This is a genomic window from Sphingopyxis sp. J-6 (assembly GCF_046603995.1).
In the GTDB taxonomy this organism is placed as follows: domain Bacteria; phylum Pseudomonadota; class Alphaproteobacteria; order Sphingomonadales; family Sphingomonadaceae; genus Sphingopyxis.
The window spans coordinates 4038727-4056284 of record NZ_CP145810.1 but is presented as its reverse complement, the minus strand read 5'-3'; the positions used below and the strand labels follow the sequence as shown (position 1 = coordinate 4056284).

Below are 17558 nucleotides of genomic sequence, written 5' to 3'. Positions count from 1 at the left end.
ATGCAGGATCGAACTGCAAGTCTATCCCTTGCTTTCAGCGCGCGATTCGTCTGTTGCAGCGGGCAATCACAGACGGGAGATTCGACCCATGCGACAGATTGACCATCACATCGTCGGCGGTGCCGGCGGCAGCCGCCGCTTCGCCGACGTCCTCGACCCGAACAATGGCGGCGTCCAGGCGCAGGTCGCGCTGGGCGACCGCGCCGTCCTCGACCGTGCAGTGGCGGCGGCGAAAGCGGCGCAGCCGGCGTGGGCGACGACCAACCCGCAGCGCCGCGCGCGCGTGATGTTCGACTTCAAGCGTCTCGTCGAAGCCAATATGAACGGGCTCGCGCAAATGCTGTCGGCCGAACATGGCAAGGTGATCGCCGACGCCAAGGGCGACATCCAGCGCGGCCTCGACGTCGTCGAATTCGCCTGCGCCGCGCCGCATATCCTGAAGGGCGAATATACCGTCGGCGCCGGCCCGGGCATCGATGTCTATTCGATGCGCCAGCCGATCGGCATCGGCGCCGGCATCACCCCGTTCAACTTCCCGGCGATGATCCCGCTGTGGATGGGCGCGATCGCGACCGTCGTCGGCAACGCCTTCATCCTCAAGCCCAGCGAACGCGACCCCAGCGTGCCGGTGCGGCTGGCCGAACTCTTCCTCGAAGCCGGTATGCCCGAAGGAATTTTCCAGACCGTCCATGGCGACAAGGAAATGGTCGACGCGATCCTCGACCATCCCGATATCGGCGCGGTCAGCTTCGTCGGCTCGTCCGACATCGCGCATTATGTCTATAATCGCGGTGTCGCCAACGGCAAGCGCGTGCAGGCGATGGGCGGCGCGAAGAACCACGGCATCGTGATGCCCGACGCCGACCTCGATCAGGTGGTCAACGACCTTACCGGCGCCGCTTTCGGTTCGGCGGGCGAACGCTGCATGGCGCTGCCCGTGGTCGTCCCCGTCGGCGAGGACACTGCGAACCGCCTGCGCGAAAAGCTCGTCCCGGCGATCGAGGCGCTGCGCGTCGGGGTGTCGACCGACGACGAAGCGCATTACGGCCCCGTCGTGACGCAGGCGCACAAGGACAAGGTCGAAGGCTGGATCGCGAAGTGCGCCGATGAAGGCGCCGAACTGGTCATCGACGGCCGCGGCTTCACCCTGCAGGGCCACGAGAAAGGCTTCTTCGTCGGCCCGACCCTGTTCGACCATGTCACCCCCGACATGGAAAGCTACAAGGAAGAAATCTTTGGCCCCGTGCTGCAGATCGTCCGCGCCGCCGATTTCGAAAGCGCGCTCGAACTGCCGTCGAAGCATCAATATGGCAATGGCGTCGCGATCTTCACGCGCAACGGCCACGCCGCGCGCGAATTCGCCGCGCGCGTCAATGTCGGCATGGTCGGCATCAATGTGCCGATCCCGGTGCCGGTCGCCTATCACACCTTCGGCGGCTGGAAGCGGTCGGCGTTCGGCGACACCAACCAGCACGGCATGGAAGGCGTGAAATTCTGGACCAAGGTCAAGACGATCACCGCGCGCTGGCCCGACGGCTCGCCCGACGGCGGCAACGCCTTCGTCATCCCGACGATGGGGTAACGCCGGTTGCGGCGGCGTCCGATCCTGTCCGGCGAAAGCGGCGCGCGATGAAACCCGCGCGCCGCACCGGGCATTTCTCCTTCCGAAGGAGACGAGAAATGACCCGCTTCATGCTTCCCGCGATGGTGCTGCTTCTCGCCGCGTGCAGCGGCGGCGACGACAAGTCCGGCCCCGAAGACACGGCCGATATCTCGCCGTTGCAAAAGGCCGACCGCCCGGCGCCCGAAACGGCGGTCGACGGGGACCTGCCCGAAGCTGCCGCCGAGCCGGCGCCCACGAAGGAAACGGCGGAGACTGTCGGCGACGGCAAGACGATCCCGCCTGCGATCCGCGGCCGCTGGGCGCTGAAAGTTGCCGATTGTGCGGCGAAACGGGGAACCGACCTCACCGCGCTGGTCATCGACGCTGCCAACCTGCGCTTCTTCGAATCGCACGGCGAACTCGCCCGGGTTCGCGAGAGCGGTGCCGAGCGGATCGTCGCCGATTACCGCTTCAGCGGCGAGGGTGAGGAATGGGATCGCCGGATGCAGCTCGAACTCGCCGACGGCGGCAAGACGCTCGTTCGTCGCGATTCTGGCGAGGGTGCCGCGGCCGAGCCGATACGCTATACGCGCTGTGCCGGATGACGGCTTTGCAAGGGAGACTCACGATGGACATTCGCATCATGGCAATCGCCGCCGTTCTGCCGCTCGCCGCCTGCACGCAGGAACGCCCGCCCGAATCGACCCCGCCGCCGCCTGAAGCCGAAATGACGTGCAAGGCCGATGCGGTGCAAAGCTACGTCGGCCAGAGCGTCAGCCCCGACCTCGGCGCGGGGATCCTCAAGGCATCGGGTGCGCGCACACTGCGCTGGGGCCCGCCGCGCTCGGCGATGACGATGGACTATCGCGTCGACCGGGTGAACGTGATGTACGACGACGCTTCGAAGATCACGCAGGTCACCTGTGGCTGATTCTCCGATGCTTCTGATCTTAGCTCGGGGCCGCCGTGCCTGATGAGACGCGGTTTTCCAAAATGGACGGTTGTTTTGGTCCTTGTTCTGGCTGCTTCGCACGGCCCGGCGTGGGCCGATGCTTCGCAATTGGCGGACCCGGTTTCCGGGCCTCGCCGTATTTGCCTCAACTATGTTGCTTTCGATCTCGCCGCTGGCGAACGGATCACACATTTTGGCGCCGGAACCGAAACGGCTTTCCTGAAGATCGAACGCGCCGACGGTTCGACTGTTTCGATCGGCGAAAGCCAGATTTACCAGCAGCCTCGCCGCCGTGGCACGCTCGTCCGGCAAGCTAACCGGATGCGCATATATCGCACCGGCGGGTCGGCTCCGGTTTACATGATTTACGGTCCGGCCGATTTCACCGTGGGTCAGGAACATTATCTCGCGAATGTCTCGAGCGAAGCGACAACCGGCGGGGGGATCGATGCCGAGCTGATCAAAAGCTTCGGCATGATCGATGACAAACGAAGCGGGTGCCAACAAGGCTTCGTATATGGCTGGGACTATATGCTGCCGGCGGAGGAAGAGAACGCACAATGACTGATCGCCAGCTATATTCCTCCGCATCCCCCTTCGAACCCGTCTACGGCTACAGCCGGGCGGTTCGGGTGGGGAATCGCATCGACGTCGCGGGCTGCGCGCCGATCGAGCCCGACGGTTCGTCGACCCCCGGCGACGCGGGGGCGCAGGCGGCGCGCTGCATCGCGATCATCGGCGAGGCGCTCGAAGCGCTCGGCGGCAGTTTCGCCGACGTCGTGCGTACCCGCATGTACATCACCGACGCCGCCGATGCCGACCTCGTCGGCCGTGCGCACGGATCGGCATTCAAAAATGTGCGACCGGCATCGACGATGCTGGTTGTGCCGGCGCTGATCCGGCCCGAATGGAAAGTCGAAATCGAAGCCGAAGCCATTTTAGAGAAGTGACCATGACCGACCAGTTCCAGCTTACCGACGACCAGCTCGCCATCCAGGACATGGCGCGCAAGTTCACCGCCGATCGCATCACGCCCTTTGCGGCCGAGTGGGACGAGAAAAGCCATTATCCCGTCGAGGTGTGGAAGGCGGCGGGCGAGCTCGGCTTCGGCGCCATTTACGTCGCCGAGGAATCGGGCGGCATCGGGCTCGGCCGGCTGGAGGCGGCGCTGATCATGGAGGCGATGGCCTATGGTTGCCCCGCGACCAGCGCCTATGTCTCGATCCACAATATGGCGACGTGGATGATCGACCGCTTCGGCGGCGCCGAGATCAAGGCCCGTTTCCTGCCCGAACTCGTCAGCATGGAAAAGATCGCGAGCTATTGCCTCACCGAACCGGGCTCGGGCTCCGACGCCGCGGCGCTCAAGACAACCGCGAAGAAGGATGGCGACCATTATGTACTGAACGGCACCAAGCAGTTCATCTCGGGCGCCGGCTACAACGATATCTATGTCTGCATGGTCCGCACCGGCGACGAGAAGTCGAAGGGCATTAGCTGCCTCGTCATCGAAAAGGATACGCCGGGGCTGAGCTTCGGTGCGCCCGAGAAGAAACTCGGCTGGAACGCCTCGCCCACCGCGCAGGTGATTTTCGAGGATTGCCGCGTGCCGGTCGAAAATCTGGTCGGCGCCGAGGGCGACGGCTTCCGCTTCGCGATGGCGGGGCTCGACGGCGGCCGCCTCAACATCGGTGCCTGCTCGCTCGGCGGCGCGCAGCGCTGCCTCGACGAGGCGATCGCCTATAGCAAGGACCGCCAGCAGTTCGGCCAGCCGATCGCCGATTTCCAGAACACCCAGTTCATGCTCGCCGACATGGCGACCGACCTCGAGGCGTCGCGCGCGCTGCTCTATCTAGCCGCAGCCAAGGTCACCGCCAACGCCCCCGACAAGTCGCGCTTCTCGGCGATGGCAAAGCGGCTCGCGACCGATAACGGCAGCAAGATCGTCAACGACGCGCTCCAGCTTTTCGGCGGCTACGGCTATCTGCGCGACTATCCGATCGAGCGTTTCTGGCGCGACCTGCGCGTCCATTCGATCCTCGAAGGCACCAACCAGGTGATGCGGATGATCGTCGGAAGGGACCTGCTGCGCCAATGACCGAAGATGTTCTTGTAAGTGTCGACGGCCGCGTCGGCCGCCTGTCGCTCAACCGCCCGAAGGCGATCCACGCGCTCAACCTGCCGATGTGTCAGGCAATGATCGATGCGCTGCTGAAATGGCAGGGCGACGATAGCGTCGAGGCAGTGATTATCGACCATAGCGAAGGGCGCGGCTTCTGCGCCGGCGGCGACATTCGCATGCTCGCGGAAAGCGGCGCGAAGGACGGCAAGGAAGCACGCTTCTTCTTCCACACCGAATATCGCCTCAACCATCTGCTCTTCACCTATGCCAAACCCGTCGTCGCCTTCATGGACGGCATCACGATGGGCGGCGGGGTCGGGATTTCGCAGCCGGCGAAATATCGCGTTGCGACCGAGCATACCCGCTTCGCAATGCCCGAGACGGGGATCGGCCTGTTCCCCGACGTCGGCGGCGGCTGGTACCTGCCGCGCCTCGAAGGCCGCGTCGGCGTCTTCCTTGCGCTCACCGGCGCGCGGCTCGATGGCGCCGATTGCCTCGCGCTCGGCCTCGCGACGCACTATCTGCCGTCGGAGAAGCTCGCCGAGGCCAAGGAACGCATCGCCGCGCACCCCGACCGCATCGGCGGCATCCTCGGCGACCTCGCGGTCACCGCGCCGCCTGCCGCGATCACCGGGCAGATCGACAAGATCAACCGGTTGTTTGCGAGCGACAGCTATGAGGACATCCTCGCCGCGCTCGAAGCCGATGGCGGCGACTGGGCGGCGAAGGAACTCGATGCGCTGCGCGGCAAGAGCCCGCAGACCTGCAAGGTCGCGCTCCGCCAGCTGAAGGAAGGCGGCGAGATGCACGACTTCGCCGCGCAGATGACGCAGGAATATGCGATCGGCAGCCGCGTCGTCGCGATGCACGACTTTATCGAGGGCGTGCGCGCGCTGATCGTCGACAAGGACAACAGCCCGAAATGGGACCCGCCGACGCCCGAAGCGGTCACCGACGACTGGATCGACGCGATCTTCGCGCCGCTGCCCGAAAACGAGAAATGGACCCCGCTCACCTAAGGTCGTCACCCCGGACTTGATCCGGCGTCCACGCGGCTATGGATGCCGGATCAAGTCCGGCATGACGAGAATTTGGAGAATACCGAATGACCTACGAAACCCTCCTCGTCGAAACGCGCGGCGCCGTCACCTTGGTGACGCTCAACCGCCCGCAGGCGCTCAACGCGCTCAATTCGGGTGTGCTCGAAGACCTTATCGCGGCCTTCGCGGCGTTCGAGGCCGACCCCGGCCAGCGTTGCGCCGTGCTCACCGGCTCGGGCGACAAGGCGTTCGCTGCGGGCGCCGACATCAAGGAGATGGCCGACAAGCCGGCCGCCGATTTCTATCTTGAGGACTTCTTCTCGAAATGGACGAGCGACTTCGTGAAGAAGGTGCGCAAGCCGTGGATCGCGGCGGTCAACGGTTTCGCGCTCGGCGGCGGGTGCGAACTCGCGATGATGGCCGACTTCATCATCGCGTCGGACAAGGCGAAATTCGGCCAGCCCGAAATCAAGCTCGGCGTCGCGCCGGGAATGGGCGGGTCGCAGCGGCTGACGCGCGCGATCGGCAAGGCGAAGGCGATGGAAATGTGCCTCACCGGCCGGATGATGGACGCCGCCGAGGCCGAGCGTTCGGGGCTCGTCGCCCGCGTCGTCGAGCATGCGACGCTGGTCGATGAAGCCGTGAAGACCGCGACCACGATCGCATCGATGCCCCCGATGGCCGCGATGGTGAACAAGGACATGGTCAATGCCGCGTTCGAAACGACGCTCGATCAGGGGCTGATCTACGAACGCCGCCTGTTCCAGATCCTCGCCGCGACCGAGGACAAGGCCGAAGGCATGGCCGCTTTCATCGAGAAACGCGAAGGCGTGTGGAAGGGGCGGTGATCGCCGGCCTGATTTCGCTGGCCATCGGGGTTGTCGCCCTTTTGGCCGGCTGGAATCACTGGCGATACCGCAAACAGGAAACGATCAACATTCTGGAAGCGGCCATTCTGCGACCGACTGGCGAAGCGCCGCTGCCGCTCACGAAGCTCGATTGGTTTCTCAAATATCTTCAGGCCGTCCTCGGGTTCATTCTTGGACCTCTCTTCATTCTCGCGGGGGTGGCCATCATTCTGGGTGAATTGGAACTGCTATGAAAATCGCCTTTATCGGACTCGGCAATATGGGCGGCGGTATGGCCGCGAACCTGGCGAAGGCGGGGCACGACGTCCGCGCCTTCGACCTGAGCGAGGAAGCGCTGACGCGCGCGGTCGAGGCGGGCTGTTCGCGTGCCGCGTCGGCCGCCGAAGCCGTGACCGGTGCCGAAGCCGTCGTCACCATGCTCCCGGCGGGCAAGCATGTCGCATCGGTCTACGAAGCCGACGTCTTCCCGAACGCGGCGACTGGCACCTTGCTGCTCGACTGCTCGACGATCGACGTTGCCACCGCGCGTTCGAACATCGAAGCCGCGATCGCGAACGGCCTCGTTGCGGTTGATGCGCCCGTTTCGGGCGGCATCGCTGCCGCCAATGCGGGCACGCTGACCTTCATGGTCGGCGGCACCGATGACGGCTTCGCGCGCGCCGAACCGATCCTGTCGAAAATGGGCAAGGCGGTGATTCACGCCGGCGACGCGGGCGCTGGGCAGGGGGCGAAGATCTGCAACAACATGCTGCTCGGCGCGTCGATGGTCGCGACGTGCGAGACCCTCGCGCTGGCGCAGAAGCTCGGGCTCGATCCGCAGAAATTCTTCGACATCGCCTCGGTCAGCTCGGGCCAGTGCTGGTCGCTGACCAGCTATGCGCCGCTCCCCGGCGTCGGACCGGCGACCCCCGCCGACAACGGCTATAAGGGCGGTTTCGCAGCAGCGCTGATGCTCAAGGATTTGCGTCTCGCGATGGAAGCGGCGGCGAGCGTCGACGCCGATGTCCCGATGGGATCGAAAGCGCGCGAATTGTATGAGGCGTTTGTCGAAGCCGACAAGGACGGCCGCGATTTCTCGGCAATTATCCAGACCCTGCAGGGTTCAGCCATCGGGGCTCAGTAAAAATCCGCCGTTTCGCCGCCGTCGCGGCGTGGCGTGCGGTGCACCTGTGTCGGTGCGCTCTTCTCACCGGTGCGAACCTCGATCCGTCCGTCCACCCGCCGTACCTCGGCGGGTGACACGATCCGCGCGCGCGCCACGGCGATGGCGGTCGCCTGCGGCTGCGGCGCCGGAGTGGCGGCCGGGGCGCTCGCGGCGAGGAGCAGGATGGCGGTGACGGGCATGGCGTTCATGCTCTGCCCTGACGGCAGATCTTGCCAGTCCTTTAACCATGAATCGCAATATTTCCGCAGGACCGACGGCGGAACTTTGACAAAGAAAAGGCCGCCTGCCCCACGCCGGGACAGGCAGCCTTTTCTTGTTTATCGGCGGGTGGCTCAGAAACCGGCCTTCGCCGCCGCCTTTTCCTTGAGCAGCGGCGCGACCTCGAAGCCGTGGTTTTCCAGCGCGGCGGCGATCTTGTCGGTGCCTTCGAGCCCGGCCCAGAACATCGGGCCGCCGCGATAGACCGGCCAGCCATAGCCGTAGATCCACACGACATCGATGTCGCTCGCGCGCTGCGCCTTGCCCTCGGCGAGGATCAGCGCGCCTTCGTTGACCATCGGATAGAGAGTGCGCTCGACGATCTCCTGATCGGTCACTTCGCGCTTTTCGATCCCCGCCTTCTTGCGGAATTCGTCGATGATCTCGGCGACGCGCGCGCTTTCCGACGGATTGCGTTTGTCGTCATAGTCGTAGAAGCCCGCCTGCTTCTTCTGGCCCCAGCGGCCCTCGGCGCACAGCGCGTCGCGGATGCTTTCGATCCGGTTCGGGTCGCGGTGCCAGCCGATGTCGACGCCCGCGAGGTCGCTCATCTGGAACGGACCCATCGGCATGCCGAAATCGGTGTGGACCTTGTCGACCTGTGCCGGGGTGGCGCCTTCGAGCAGCAGCTTCTGCGCCTCGATCTGGCGCGGTGCGAGCATGCGGTTGCCGATGAAGCCGTGGCAGACGCCCGCGACGACCGCGACCTTGCCGATCTTCTTGCCGATCGCCATCGCGGTCGCGAGGACATCGTCGGCGGTCTTGTCGCCGCGCACGACCTCGAGCAGCTTCATGACGTTGGCGGGCGAGAAGAAGTGCATGCCCAGCACGTCGCCGGGACGGCTGGTCGCCGCCGCGATCTCGTTGACGTCGAGATAGCTGGTGTTCGACGCGAGGATCGCGCCGGGCTTGGCGATCTGGTCGAGCTTGCCGAAAATCTCCTTCTTGACGCCCATATCCTCATAGACCGCCTCGATGATCAGGTCGCAGTCGGCGAGCGCTTCGAGGTCGAGCGACGGGGTGATGAGGCCCATCATCTGGTCGACCTGTTCGGGCTTGAAGCGGCCCTTGGCGGCCGAGGCGTCGTAATTCTTGCGGATGACGCCGAGGCCGCGGTCGAGCGCGTCCTGCTGCATCTCGACGATCGTGCAGGCGATGCCTTTCTGCAGGAAGTTCATCATGATGCCGCCGCCCATCGTGCCGGCGCCGATGATGCCGACGCGCTTGATGTCGCGCAGCTTGATATCCTTGGGCAGGCCGTCGATCTTTGCCGCCTGACGCTCGGCGAAGAAGATGTGGCGCTGCGCCGCCGACTGGCTGCCGAACATCAGCTTGGTGAATTCCTCGCGCTCGAAGGCGAGGCCCTCGTCGAACGGCAGCCGGGTCGCCGCCTCGACGCAGGCGAGGTTGGCATAAGGCGCGTCGAAGCCGCGCCAGCGCTTGGCGTTCGCCGCCTTGAGTTGTTCGATCACCGCGACGTCGCCGAACACCTTGCGTTCGCGCGTCGGGCGCGGGCCGTCGGCGATCTTCGTGCGGGCAAAGGCGATGGCGTCGGCGGCCAGGCTGTCCTCGCCCGCGAGCGCGTCGACGAGGCCGAGATCCTTCGCCTTGGCGGCCGGAATCGGCTCGCCGAGCGAGGTCATCGTCGCCGCGGCCTCGACCCCGACCACACGCGGCAGGCGCTGGGTACCGCCGGCACCGGGCAGCAGGCCGAGCTTGACTTCGGGGACGCCGAGCTTCGCCGAGGGCACGGCGACGCGATAATGGCACACGAGCGCGGTTTCGAGCCCGCCGCCGAGCGCCGTGCCGTGGATCGCGGCGACGACCGGCTTGGTCGCGGCTTCGATGCTGTTCAGCACCGCATTGAAATCGGGACCGCGCGGCGCCTTGCCGAACTCGCTGATATCGGCGCCGGCGATGAAGGTGCTGCCGTCGCAGCGCAGCACGATCGCCTTGACGCTATCGTCGGCGAGCGCTGCGGCGAAATGATTGGCCAGCCCTTCGCGGACATGCCAGCTCAGCGCGTTGACCGGCGGGTTGTTGACGATGACGACGGCGACTTCGCCGTCCTTTTCCATCGTGACGCTGTTGGGGGTTTCTTCGGACATGGGAGACTCCTTTAATCAAGAACCCGTTCGCATCGAGCGACGTCGAGATGCCCATCGTTGGCGCATGCCTTCTGGGTGTCTCGACTTCGCTCGACACGAACGGAAAGGTGGGGTTGCATTTCAGTCATCGATCGCGGCGTGGACGAGGGTCTTGACCTCGCGCCGCACGGGATAGGTGGAGGAGGGCATGAGCTGGGTCATGAAGACCATGCAAATCTCCTCGACCGGATCGACGAAGAAGCCGGTCGAGAACATGCCGCCCCAATAATAGTCGCCGGGCGAGCCCGGAATGCCCGCTGCCGCCGGATCGAGCGTGACCGCGAAGCCGAGGCCGAAGCCGACGCCGGCATTTTCGTCCTCGCTGAAGATGCCGACGCTGTGCTGCGTCAGGTCGCCGCCGCCGACGAGGTGGTTCGACGTCATCAGGTCCAACGTCTTGCGGCTGATGATCCGCGTGTCGCCGAGCTTGCCGCCGCCGAGCAGCATCAGGCAGAAGCGGTGATAATCGTCGACCGTCGAGGCCAGCCCGCCGCCGCCCGATTCGAAGCTGCGGTCCTTCGCCCAGCGGCTGCGCGCACCGCCGTCGAAACCCTGCATCTTGTCCTTGGGATGAAAGGCATAGGCGTCGGTCAGCCGGTGCTGCTGCTCGGCGGGCACCTTGAAGCCGGTATCGACCATGCCGAGCGGGGCGAAGATGCGCTCCTGCAGCACCTCGCCGAACGGCTTGCCCTCGATCCGCTCGATCACCGCGCCGAGCACGTCGGTCGCCATCGAATAATTCCAGTGCGCGCCCGGGTCGAACTGGAGCGGGATTTTCGCGAGGCCTGCGATGAAGCTGTCCATCGTATAATCGGCGTCGAAATCGTCGATCCGCGCCTTGCGATACGCGGCATCGACCGGAGTTCTTTCCTGAAATCCGTAAGTCAGCCCGGCGGTGTGGCGCAGCAGGTCGACCATGCGGATCGGCTGCGTCGGCGGGCGGGTGAGGAAGGGGACGTTGCCGCCGCCCGCGACGAAGACGCCGGTCGCCTCGAACTCAGGGCAGAACTTCACCAGGAGGTCCGACAGCGCGACCTTGCCCTCCTCGACCAGCATCATGAAGGCGACGCTGGTGACCGGCTTGGTCATACTGGCGATGCGGTAGATGGCGTCGTCCTTCAGCGCCTCGCCCGGGCGTGCTTCGCCGATACACGAGCGATGCGCGATCTCGCCGCGCCGCGAGACGAGCGTCGCCGCATGCGGCAGCCGTCCGGTGTCGACATATTTGGCGGCGAGGAAGGCCGGGATGCGGTCCAGCCGCGCGGTATCGAAACCCTGTATCACTTTGCGGCTCACGAAACGCGAACTCCTTCGAGGATGGCGGCAGCCTCGGCGAGCAAGGCGGGGTCGATATCGAGGTCGGCCGCGGCGGCAGTCTCGCGGAGCTGCTCGGGGCGGCTTGCGCCGACGATCGCGCTGGTGATGCCCGGCTGCGCCAGCACCCAGCCGATCGCGAGCTGCGCCACGCTGCAGCCCGCCTTGTCGGCGACCGGCCGCAGCCGTTGCACGGCTTCGAGCACCGGGTCGGTCATATAGAGCTTCATGAACGCGGCGTCGTCGCCTGCCGCGCGGGTGCCGGCGGGCGGCGTCGCGCCGGGGGCATATTTGCCGCTGAGCACGCCCATCGCGAGCGGCGACCAGACGATCTGGCCGATGCCGTTCGCCATGCTGACGGGGATCACCTTCGCCTCGGCGCGGCGATAGATCAGGCTGTATTGCGGCTGGCTCGACACGAATTTGACGTGCGGCGGCGCGAGCGCCAGCGCCGCCTCGATCTGTTCGGGCGACCATTCGGAAAAGCCGATCGCGCGCGCCTTGCCGCTGCGCACGACGTCGGACAGCGCCGCCATCGTCTCTTCGAGCGGGGTGTCGGGGTCGTAGCGGTGGCATTGATAGAGATCGACATAATCGGTCTGGAGCCGCGTCAGGCTGGCGTCGATCTGCTTTTCGATCTGCGCCCGGCTCAGCCCCCTGTCGCTGTCCGACATCGGGAAAAACAGCTTGGTTGCCAGTACATAGCTATCGCGCGACCGCGCCTTCAGCACATCGCCGAGGAAGCTTTCGGCGGCGCCGCGGCCATAGACGTTCGACGTGTCGATGAAATTGATCCCGGCATCGAAGGCCGCATCGACGCAGGCGCGCCCGGCGCTGTCGTCGACCCCGACCCCATAGGTGAGCCAGCTACCGAGGCAGATCGCCGAAACCTCGATGCCGCTGTCGCCAAGTTGCCGGTACTGCATATTATGTCTCCTCAGTGCGAGGTCTGGCCGAGCAACTGACGCGTTACCGGATGCGAACTGGTGAGGCCACCGTCGACCGCGATCGCCTGTCCGTTGACATAGCTCGCCTGATCGCTGGCGAGGAAGAGCGCGACATTGGCGAGCTCCTCGGGCTGCGCGGCGCGGCGCAGCGGGTTGAGCTGGCCGAGCTTGTGGGTGACCTCCTTCGCCTTGGCATAGTCGAAAGTCGGCTTGGTCATCCCGGTTTCGGTGAGTCCCGGGCAGACCGCGTTGACGCGCACGCCGCTCGTCGACAGTTGCTGCGCCGCGACCTTGGCGAGGTTGATCACCCCGGCTTTCGACGCCGAGTAAGCGCCCGGCCCGGCACCCGAGTTGATTCCCGCGACGCTCGCGGTGAGGACGATCGCGCCGCCGCGCCCCTGGTCGACCATTGCCTTGCCGGCATGTTTCACCATCAGCGCCGGGCCGATCAGATTGACGCGCAGCGTCTCGGCCCAGGCATCGGGGTCGAAATCGAAGATGCCGCCCATGTCGCCGATGATTCCGGCATTGGCGAAGGCGACGTCGAGCGCGCCATATGTGTCTTTCGCGGCCTCGACGAGCGAGACAACATCGGCTTCGACGCCGGCGTCGATCTCCAGCGCGACGACCTCGCCGCCGGCGTCCTTCACCAGCTTTGCGGTGTCGTGCACTGCTGCCGTCTTGTCGCCGATGACGAGCTTCGCGCCCTCGGCGGCGAAGCGCAGCGCGCTCGCGCGGCCGATTCCCGAACCGGCGCCGGTAATGATCGCGACCTTGCCGTCCAATGCTCCGCTCATACCACCACACCTCCATCGACCACGACCGTCTGTCCGGTCATGAAACTCGCCGCGCCCGACCCCAGGAATACCGCCGCGCCGGCGATCTCGCGCGGCTCGCCGATGCGGCCGAGGCACGCGTTCGCGGTCGAGGCTTTCAGATTTTCGGGATTTTCCCACAGCGCCTTGGCGAAATCGGTTTTGACCAGACCCGGCGCGATCGCATTGATGCGGATGTTGGAGGGGCCGAATTCGCGCGCCAGATTCTTGACCATCTGGATGTCGGCGGCCTTGGTGATCGCATAGGTCCCGATGATCGGCGTCCCGCGCAGCCCGCCGATCGACGAGACGAGGATGATCGATCCCGATTTGCGTTCGCGCATGTCGGGCACGACCATCGTGATCAGCCAGTGCTGCGCGACGATATTATGGTCGAGCGTCTTGCGCAGCGCTTCGTCGCTGATCGTCTCCATCGGCCCGTAATGCGGGTTCGACGCCGCGTTGCAGACGAGGATATCTACGGGTCCGAAGGCGGCGCGCCCGGCGTCGACCATGGCTTGCAGCGACTCCTTCGACGACAGGCTCGACGACACCGCGATCGCATGGCCGGGATGTTTGGCGTTGATCGCCGCCGCGACCTCTTCGCACGGTTCGATATTGCGGCTGGTAATCACCACCTTCGCGCCATGATCGGCATATTCCTCGGCGATCGCACGGCCGATGCCGCGCGACGAGCCGGTGACGATCGCGACCTTGCCGCCGAGGTCGAACAGGCTCATGCGCCGGCCTTCTTGGCAAAGTCCCACGCCTTTTCGGCCAGCGGGCGGACGCGTTCGGACATGTCCTTTGCGTGCTGCGACGAGGCGGTGCCCTCGATCACGCGCTTCTTGATCCCCTGGATGATCCCGGCGAGGCGGAAGAAGTTGTACGCGAAATACCAGTTCATGTCGGGCACGCCGTCGCGGCCGGTGGCGGCGCAATAGCGCTCGACGACCTCGTCGAGTTCGGGAATGCCGAGCGCCTTGCGATCAAGGTCCATGACGCCCGACCGCCCGCCATTCTCGGTCACCCATGCCATTACGACATAGGTGAAATCGGCGAGCGGATCGCCAAGCGTCGACAGCTCCCAGTCGAGCACCGCGAGAACCTCGGGCCGATCATGCGCGAAGATCATGTTGTCGATGCGATAGTCGCCGTGGACGATGCTGGTGCGCGTCTGCTCGGGCAAGGTCGCGGACAGCCAGATAATGAGCTGCTCCATCTCGTCCATCGTCTCGGTTTCGGAAAGCCGGTACTGTTTCGTCCAGCGGTCGACCTGACGGCCGAAATAATTGCCCGGCTTGCCGAAGTCCGACAGCCCGGCCGCCTCGATATCGACGCTGTGCAGCGCCGCGAGCGTGTCGATCATCGCGTCATAGGTGGCGCGGCGGTTTTCAGGGGTCGCCCCCGGCATCGCGCCGTCCCAGATCGTCCGGCCGTCGACCATGCCCATCACATAAAACCAGCTCCCGACGACATCGTCGTCGGTGCACAGGCCATATTGGCGCGCGACGGGGAAGCCGGCCTTATAGAGGCCCGCCTGCACCTTATATTCGCGGTCGACGGCGTGCGCCGAGGGGAGCAGCGGACCGAAGGGTTTGCGGCGCAGCACATAATTACCCGACGGCGCCGAAATCTTGTACGTCGGGTTCGACTGGCCGCCGGCGAACTTGCCCTGCGTCAGCGGACCTTCGAACCCCTCGACATGGGCTTCCATCCACGCGGTCAGCTTCGCCTCGTCGAGGACATCGGCGCCCTCGGGCGCGACGGTGCCGCTGAAGGCCTTTTGCGCGTCGAGCGTCATTGGCCGAACACGATCACCGACCGCGCGGCATCGCCTTTCTTCATCTTGTCGAACCCTTCGTTGATTTTCTCGAGCGGAATCGTCTCGGCGACGATGCTGTCGAGGTCGAGCAGTCCGCGCAGGTAGAAATCGACGAGCCGCGGGATATCGACGGGGAAGCGGTTGCCGCCCATGATCGCGCCCTGCAATTTCTTGCCCGAGAGCAGATCCATCGCGCCGAGCCCGACCTTTTCGGTGAGCGGCATCATGCCGAGGATCGTCGCGGTGCCGCCGCGGCGCAGCGAGGCGACCGCGAGGCTGGCCGAAGCCGGACGGCCGACTGCCTCGATCGCATGGTCGACGCCGCCCTTGGTCAGTTCGACAATCTGCTTCGCGGCATCGTCGGCGAGCGCGTCGACCACATCGGTGGCGCCGAGCTTTTTTGCGAGCTCGCGCTTTTCGGGCACCGGGTCGGCGGCGATGATCCGCCCCGCGCCGGCGATCTTCGCCGCGTTGATCGTCGCCAGCCCAACGCCGCCGCAGCCGACGACCGCGACGGTTTCGCCCGGCGTCACCTTGCACGCGTTGAAGATCGTCCCCGCGCCCGTCGTCACTGCGCAGCCGATCACCGCGGCGCGGTCGAGCGGCATGTCGGGATCGATCGCGACGCAGGCATGTTCGTGGACCAGCATCGTCTCCGAAAAGGCGCTGAGATTGAGCATCTGGTTGACCGGCGATCCGTCGGGGCGCGTGATGCGCGGCGCCGACCCCGCCGGCCGCCGCGTGTCGCCGCCCATGCACAGCGACATCCGGCCGCTGACGCAGAACTCGCAATGGCCGCAGAAGGCCGAAAGGCAGGTCACGACCGCATCGCCGACCTTCACCGTGCGTACCTCGCTGCCGACCGCCTCGACGATGCCCGCGGCTTCGTGGCCGGGGATGGCGGGCAGCGGGTGCGGGTAGGCGCCGTCGATGAAATGCAGGTCCGAATGGCAAAGCCCGCAGGCCGCGGTGCGGATGCGCACCTCGTGCGGGCCGCAGTCGGCGACCACCACATCTTCGATGACGAGCGGCTTGCCGGGTTCGATCAGGATCGCGGCCTTGGTCATGTCAGTCTCCGTTCGTCCCGGCGGGTACGGGACGGGGGAGCCGCCCACACCGCCCCGTGCAGGCGGCATGGGCGGCAGGGGAATGGGTCAGCGCGTCGCGCCGATATCGCCCGACGAGAAACCCGGATCGCTCGCCTCGCTGTGCTTGGCGAATTCGATGCGGGCGATCGCGCGTTCGTGCACTTCGTCGGGGCCGTCGGCAAGCCGCAGGGTGCGCTGGTGCGCATAGGCCTGCGCAAGGCCGAAGTCCTCGGAGACGCCGGCGCCGCCATGCGCCTGGATCGCATCGTCGATGATCTTCAGCGCCATGTTCGGCGCCTGCACCTTGATCATCGCGATTTCGGCCGCCGCCGACTTGTTGCCGACCTTGTCCATCATGTCGGCGGCCTTCAGGCAGAGCAGGCGCGTCATCTCGATGTCGATGCGCGCGCGGGCGAGGCGATGTTCCCAGATGCTATATTCGGCGACCTTGCGGCCGAAAGCGACGCGCGACTGCAGCCGCTTCGCCATCTTGGCGATCGCTTCCTCCGCGACGCCGATGGTGCGCATGCAATGGTGGATGCGCCCCGGCCCGAGGCGCCCCTGCGCGATCTCGAAGCCGCGGCCTTCGCCGAGCAGCATCGCTTCCTCGGCGTTGACGCGAACGTCCTTCAGTTCGATTTCCATATGGCCGTGCGGCGCGTCGTCATAACCGAAGACGGGCAGGTGGCGCAGGATGTTCACGCCCGGCGCGTTCAACGGCATCAGAACCATCGACTGCTGCGCATGGCGCTTGGCGGCGAAATCGGTCTTGCCCATCACGATCGCGACTTCGCAGCGCGGATCGCCGGCACCCGACGACCACCATTTGGTGCCGTTGATGACATAATCGTCGCCGTCGCGCTCGATGCGCGTTTCGATGTTCGTCGCGTCGGACGAGGCGACGCGCGGCTCGGTCATCAGAAAGGCCGACCGGATCTGGCCGTTCATCAGCCGGCCGAGGTATTTTTCCTTCTGCGCGCGCGTGCCGTAGCGGTGGAACACCTCCATATTGCCGGTGTCGGGCGCCGAGCAGTTGAACACCTCGCTCGCGAAACCGACGCGGCCCATTTCCTCGGCGCATAGCGCATATTCGAGGTTGGTGAGGCCGGGGCCCTCGAACTCGAAGGTCTCGTCGACATGATGGTGCGCGCCGCTGCGCGGCGGCATGAACAGGTTCCAGATGCCGGCTTCCTTCGCCTCGGCCTTCAGATCCTCGACGATCTGGATCACCTTCCAGCGGTCGCCGGCGGCGTCCTGCTGCTTGTAGGTCGGCACTGCCGGGCGGACCTTGCGCTCGATGAAATCGCGAACCCGGTCGCGCCAGTAGACCTGCCGGTCGGTGAGATCGAAGTCCATCTTCGCTTCCTTTCCCTTTACGTTCACGTAAACCTTTGGACCGATTCGTGGGCCTTG

At 65.6% G+C, this 17558-nt stretch carries 19 protein-coding genes; 10 read left to right on the top strand and 9 right to left on the bottom strand.

All coding sequences use genetic code 11. The features are described 5' to 3' along the window. Window positions 1-88: 88 nt before the first annotated feature. The 10 genes from V6U71_RS19260 (at window position 89) to mmsB (ending at window position 7709) form a co-directional block, all read left to right on the top strand. Window positions 89-1582: a CoA-acylating methylmalonate-semialdehyde dehydrogenase gene (locus V6U71_RS19260; RefSeq protein ID WP_411339943.1), complete on the top strand. Its 1494-nt coding sequence runs from the start codon at window positions 89-91 to the stop codon at window positions 1580-1582. 98 nt (window positions 1583-1680) lie between these two features. Next, window positions 1681-2208: a hypothetical protein gene (locus tag V6U71_RS19255; RefSeq protein ID WP_411339942.1), complete on the top strand. Its 528-nt coding sequence runs from the start codon at window positions 1681-1683 to the stop codon at window positions 2206-2208. Window positions 2209-2231: 23 nt separating this feature from the next. After that, window positions 2232-2534: an I78 family peptidase inhibitor gene (locus tag V6U71_RS19250; RefSeq protein ID WP_411339941.1), complete on the top strand. Its 303-nt coding sequence runs from the start codon at window positions 2232-2234 to the stop codon at window positions 2532-2534. Window positions 2535-2576: 42 nt separating this feature from the next. Beyond that, window positions 2577-3119 (top strand): hypothetical protein, encoded by a 543-nt coding sequence (locus V6U71_RS19245; RefSeq protein WP_411339940.1) that lies wholly within the window; start codon window positions 2577-2579, stop codon window positions 3117-3119. Continuing rightward, window positions 3116-3505 (top strand): RidA family protein, encoded by a 390-nt coding sequence (locus V6U71_RS19240; protein WP_411339939.1) that lies wholly within the window; start codon window positions 3116-3118, stop codon window positions 3503-3505. The genes V6U71_RS19245 and V6U71_RS19240 overlap by 4 nt, the downstream gene beginning before the upstream one ends. Window positions 3506-3507: 2 nt before the next feature. Further along, complete coding sequence (locus V6U71_RS19235; protein ID WP_411339938.1) at window positions 3508-4653, top strand: acyl-CoA dehydrogenase family protein; 1146 nt, start codon at window positions 3508-3510, stop codon at window positions 4651-4653. After that, complete coding sequence (locus V6U71_RS19230) at window positions 4650-5696, top strand: enoyl-CoA hydratase/isomerase family protein (protein WP_411339937.1); 1047 nt, start codon at window positions 4650-4652, stop codon at window positions 5694-5696. The genes V6U71_RS19235 and V6U71_RS19230 overlap by 4 nt, the downstream gene beginning before the upstream one ends. Before the next feature lie 86 nt (window positions 5697-5782). Next, the gene (locus V6U71_RS19225) at window positions 5783-6565 is read left to right on the top strand and encodes an enoyl-CoA hydratase-related protein (RefSeq protein ID WP_411339936.1); all 783 of its coding nucleotides are present in this window, start codon (window positions 5783-5785) and stop codon (window positions 6563-6565) included. Then, the gene (locus V6U71_RS19220; protein ID WP_411339935.1) at window positions 6562-6819 is read left to right on the top strand and encodes a hypothetical protein; all 258 of its coding nucleotides are present in this window, start codon (window positions 6562-6564) and stop codon (window positions 6817-6819) included. The genes V6U71_RS19225 and V6U71_RS19220 overlap by 4 nt, the downstream gene beginning before the upstream one ends. Beyond that, on the top strand, window positions 6816-7709 hold the full coding sequence (gene mmsB, locus V6U71_RS19215) for a 3-hydroxyisobutyrate dehydrogenase (protein ID WP_411339934.1): 894 nt from the start codon (window positions 6816-6818) through the stop codon (window positions 7707-7709). The genes V6U71_RS19220 and mmsB overlap by 4 nt, the downstream gene beginning before the upstream one ends. On the opposite strand, the gene V6U71_RS19210 is transcribed toward mmsB, so the two are convergent. From V6U71_RS19210 to V6U71_RS19170, 9 genes are all read right to left on the bottom strand, one after another. Further along, window positions 7703-7939, bottom strand: coding sequence for a hypothetical protein (locus tag V6U71_RS19210; protein ID WP_054731965.1), 237 nt, complete (start codon window positions 7937-7939; stop codon window positions 7703-7705). The two genes, mmsB and V6U71_RS19210, sit on opposite strands and share 7 nt — an antisense overlap. A gap of 144 nt (window positions 7940-8083) precedes the next feature. Then, entirely contained in the window at window positions 8084-10117 is a 2034-nt protein-coding gene (locus V6U71_RS19205; protein WP_411339933.1) for a 3-hydroxyacyl-CoA dehydrogenase NAD-binding domain-containing protein, read from the bottom strand. 120 nt (window positions 10118-10237) lie between these two features. Then, a complete protein-coding gene (locus V6U71_RS19200; protein WP_411342377.1) occupies window positions 10238-11440 on the bottom strand; it encodes a serine hydrolase domain-containing protein in 1203 nt (400 codons plus the stop codon). Window positions 11441-11448: 8 nt separating this feature from the next. Beyond that, on the bottom strand, window positions 11449-12396 hold the full coding sequence (locus tag V6U71_RS19195) for an aldo/keto reductase family protein (protein ID WP_411339932.1): 948 nt from the start codon (window positions 12394-12396) through the stop codon (window positions 11449-11451). 11 nt (window positions 12397-12407) lie between these two features. After that, window positions 12408-13214: an SDR family NAD(P)-dependent oxidoreductase gene (locus tag V6U71_RS19190; RefSeq protein WP_411339931.1), complete on the bottom strand. Its 807-nt coding sequence runs from the start codon at window positions 13212-13214 to the stop codon at window positions 12408-12410. Beyond that, entirely contained in the window at window positions 13211-13972 is a 762-nt protein-coding gene (locus tag V6U71_RS19185; protein WP_411339930.1) for an SDR family oxidoreductase, read from the bottom strand. The genes V6U71_RS19190 and V6U71_RS19185 overlap by 4 nt, the downstream gene beginning before the upstream one ends. Further along, window positions 13969-15036 carry a phosphotransferase family protein gene (locus tag V6U71_RS19180; RefSeq protein ID WP_411339929.1) on the bottom strand — a complete coding sequence of 356 codons (1068 nt, stop codon included), beginning with the start codon at window positions 15034-15036 and terminating at the stop codon, window positions 13969-13971. The genes V6U71_RS19185 and V6U71_RS19180 overlap by 4 nt, the downstream gene beginning before the upstream one ends. Continuing rightward, window positions 15033-16124 (bottom strand): Zn-dependent alcohol dehydrogenase, encoded by a 1092-nt coding sequence (locus V6U71_RS19175; RefSeq protein ID WP_411339928.1) that lies wholly within the window; start codon window positions 16122-16124, stop codon window positions 15033-15035. Before V6U71_RS19175 ends, V6U71_RS19180 begins: the two co-directional genes overlap by 4 nt. Before the next feature lie 87 nt (window positions 16125-16211). Next, on the bottom strand, window positions 16212-17501 hold the full coding sequence (locus V6U71_RS19170) for an acyl-CoA dehydrogenase family protein (protein WP_411339927.1): 1290 nt from the start codon (window positions 17499-17501) through the stop codon (window positions 16212-16214). Window positions 17502-17558 lie beyond the last annotated feature (57 nt).

Coding starts and splice junctions, on each gene's coding strand:
- V6U71_RS19260 (WP_411339943.1), top strand. CDS start 89: ATGCGACAGATTGACCATCACATCGTCGGCGGTGCCGGCGGCAGCCGC.
- V6U71_RS19255 (WP_411339942.1), top strand. CDS start 1,681: ATGACCCGCTTCATGCTTCCCGCGATGGTGCTGCTTCTCGCCGCGTGC.
- V6U71_RS19250 (WP_411339941.1), top strand. CDS start 2,232: ATGGACATTCGCATCATGGCAATCGCCGCCGTTCTGCCGCTCGCCGCC.
- V6U71_RS19245 (WP_411339940.1), top strand. CDS start 2,577: ATGAGACGCGGTTTTCCAAAATGGACGGTTGTTTTGGTCCTTGTTCTG.
- V6U71_RS19240 (WP_411339939.1), top strand. CDS start 3,116: ATGACTGATCGCCAGCTATATTCCTCCGCATCCCCCTTCGAACCCGTC.
- V6U71_RS19235 (WP_411339938.1), top strand. CDS start 3,508: ATGACCGACCAGTTCCAGCTTACCGACGACCAGCTCGCCATCCAGGAC.
- V6U71_RS19230 (WP_411339937.1), top strand. CDS start 4,650: ATGACCGAAGATGTTCTTGTAAGTGTCGACGGCCGCGTCGGCCGCCTG.
- V6U71_RS19225 (WP_411339936.1), top strand. CDS start 5,783: ATGACCTACGAAACCCTCCTCGTCGAAACGCGCGGCGCCGTCACCTTG.
- mmsB (WP_411339934.1), top strand. CDS start 6,816: ATGAAAATCGCCTTTATCGGACTCGGCAATATGGGCGGCGGTATGGCC.
- V6U71_RS19210 (WP_054731965.1), bottom strand. CDS start 7,939: ATGAACGCCATGCCCGTCACCGCCATCCTGCTCCTCGCCGCGAGCGCC.
- V6U71_RS19205 (WP_411339933.1), bottom strand. CDS start 10,117: ATGTCCGAAGAAACCCCCAACAGCGTCACGATGGAAAAGGACGGCGAA.
- V6U71_RS19195 (WP_411339932.1), bottom strand. CDS start 12,396: ATGCAGTACCGGCAACTTGGCGACAGCGGCATCGAGGTTTCGGCGATC.
- V6U71_RS19190 (WP_411339931.1), bottom strand. CDS start 13,214: ATGAGCGGAGCATTGGACGGCAAGGTCGCGATCATTACCGGCGCCGGT.
- V6U71_RS19185 (WP_411339930.1), bottom strand. CDS start 13,972: ATGAGCCTGTTCGACCTCGGCGGCAAGGTCGCGATCGTCACCGGCTCG.
- V6U71_RS19180 (WP_411339929.1), bottom strand. CDS start 15,036: ATGACGCTCGACGCGCAAAAGGCCTTCAGCGGCACCGTCGCGCCCGAG.
- V6U71_RS19175 (WP_411339928.1), bottom strand. CDS start 16,124: ATGACCAAGGCCGCGATCCTGATCGAACCCGGCAAGCCGCTCGTCATC.
- V6U71_RS19170 (WP_411339927.1), bottom strand. CDS start 17,501: ATGGACTTCGATCTCACCGACCGGCAGGTCTACTGGCGCGACCGGGTT.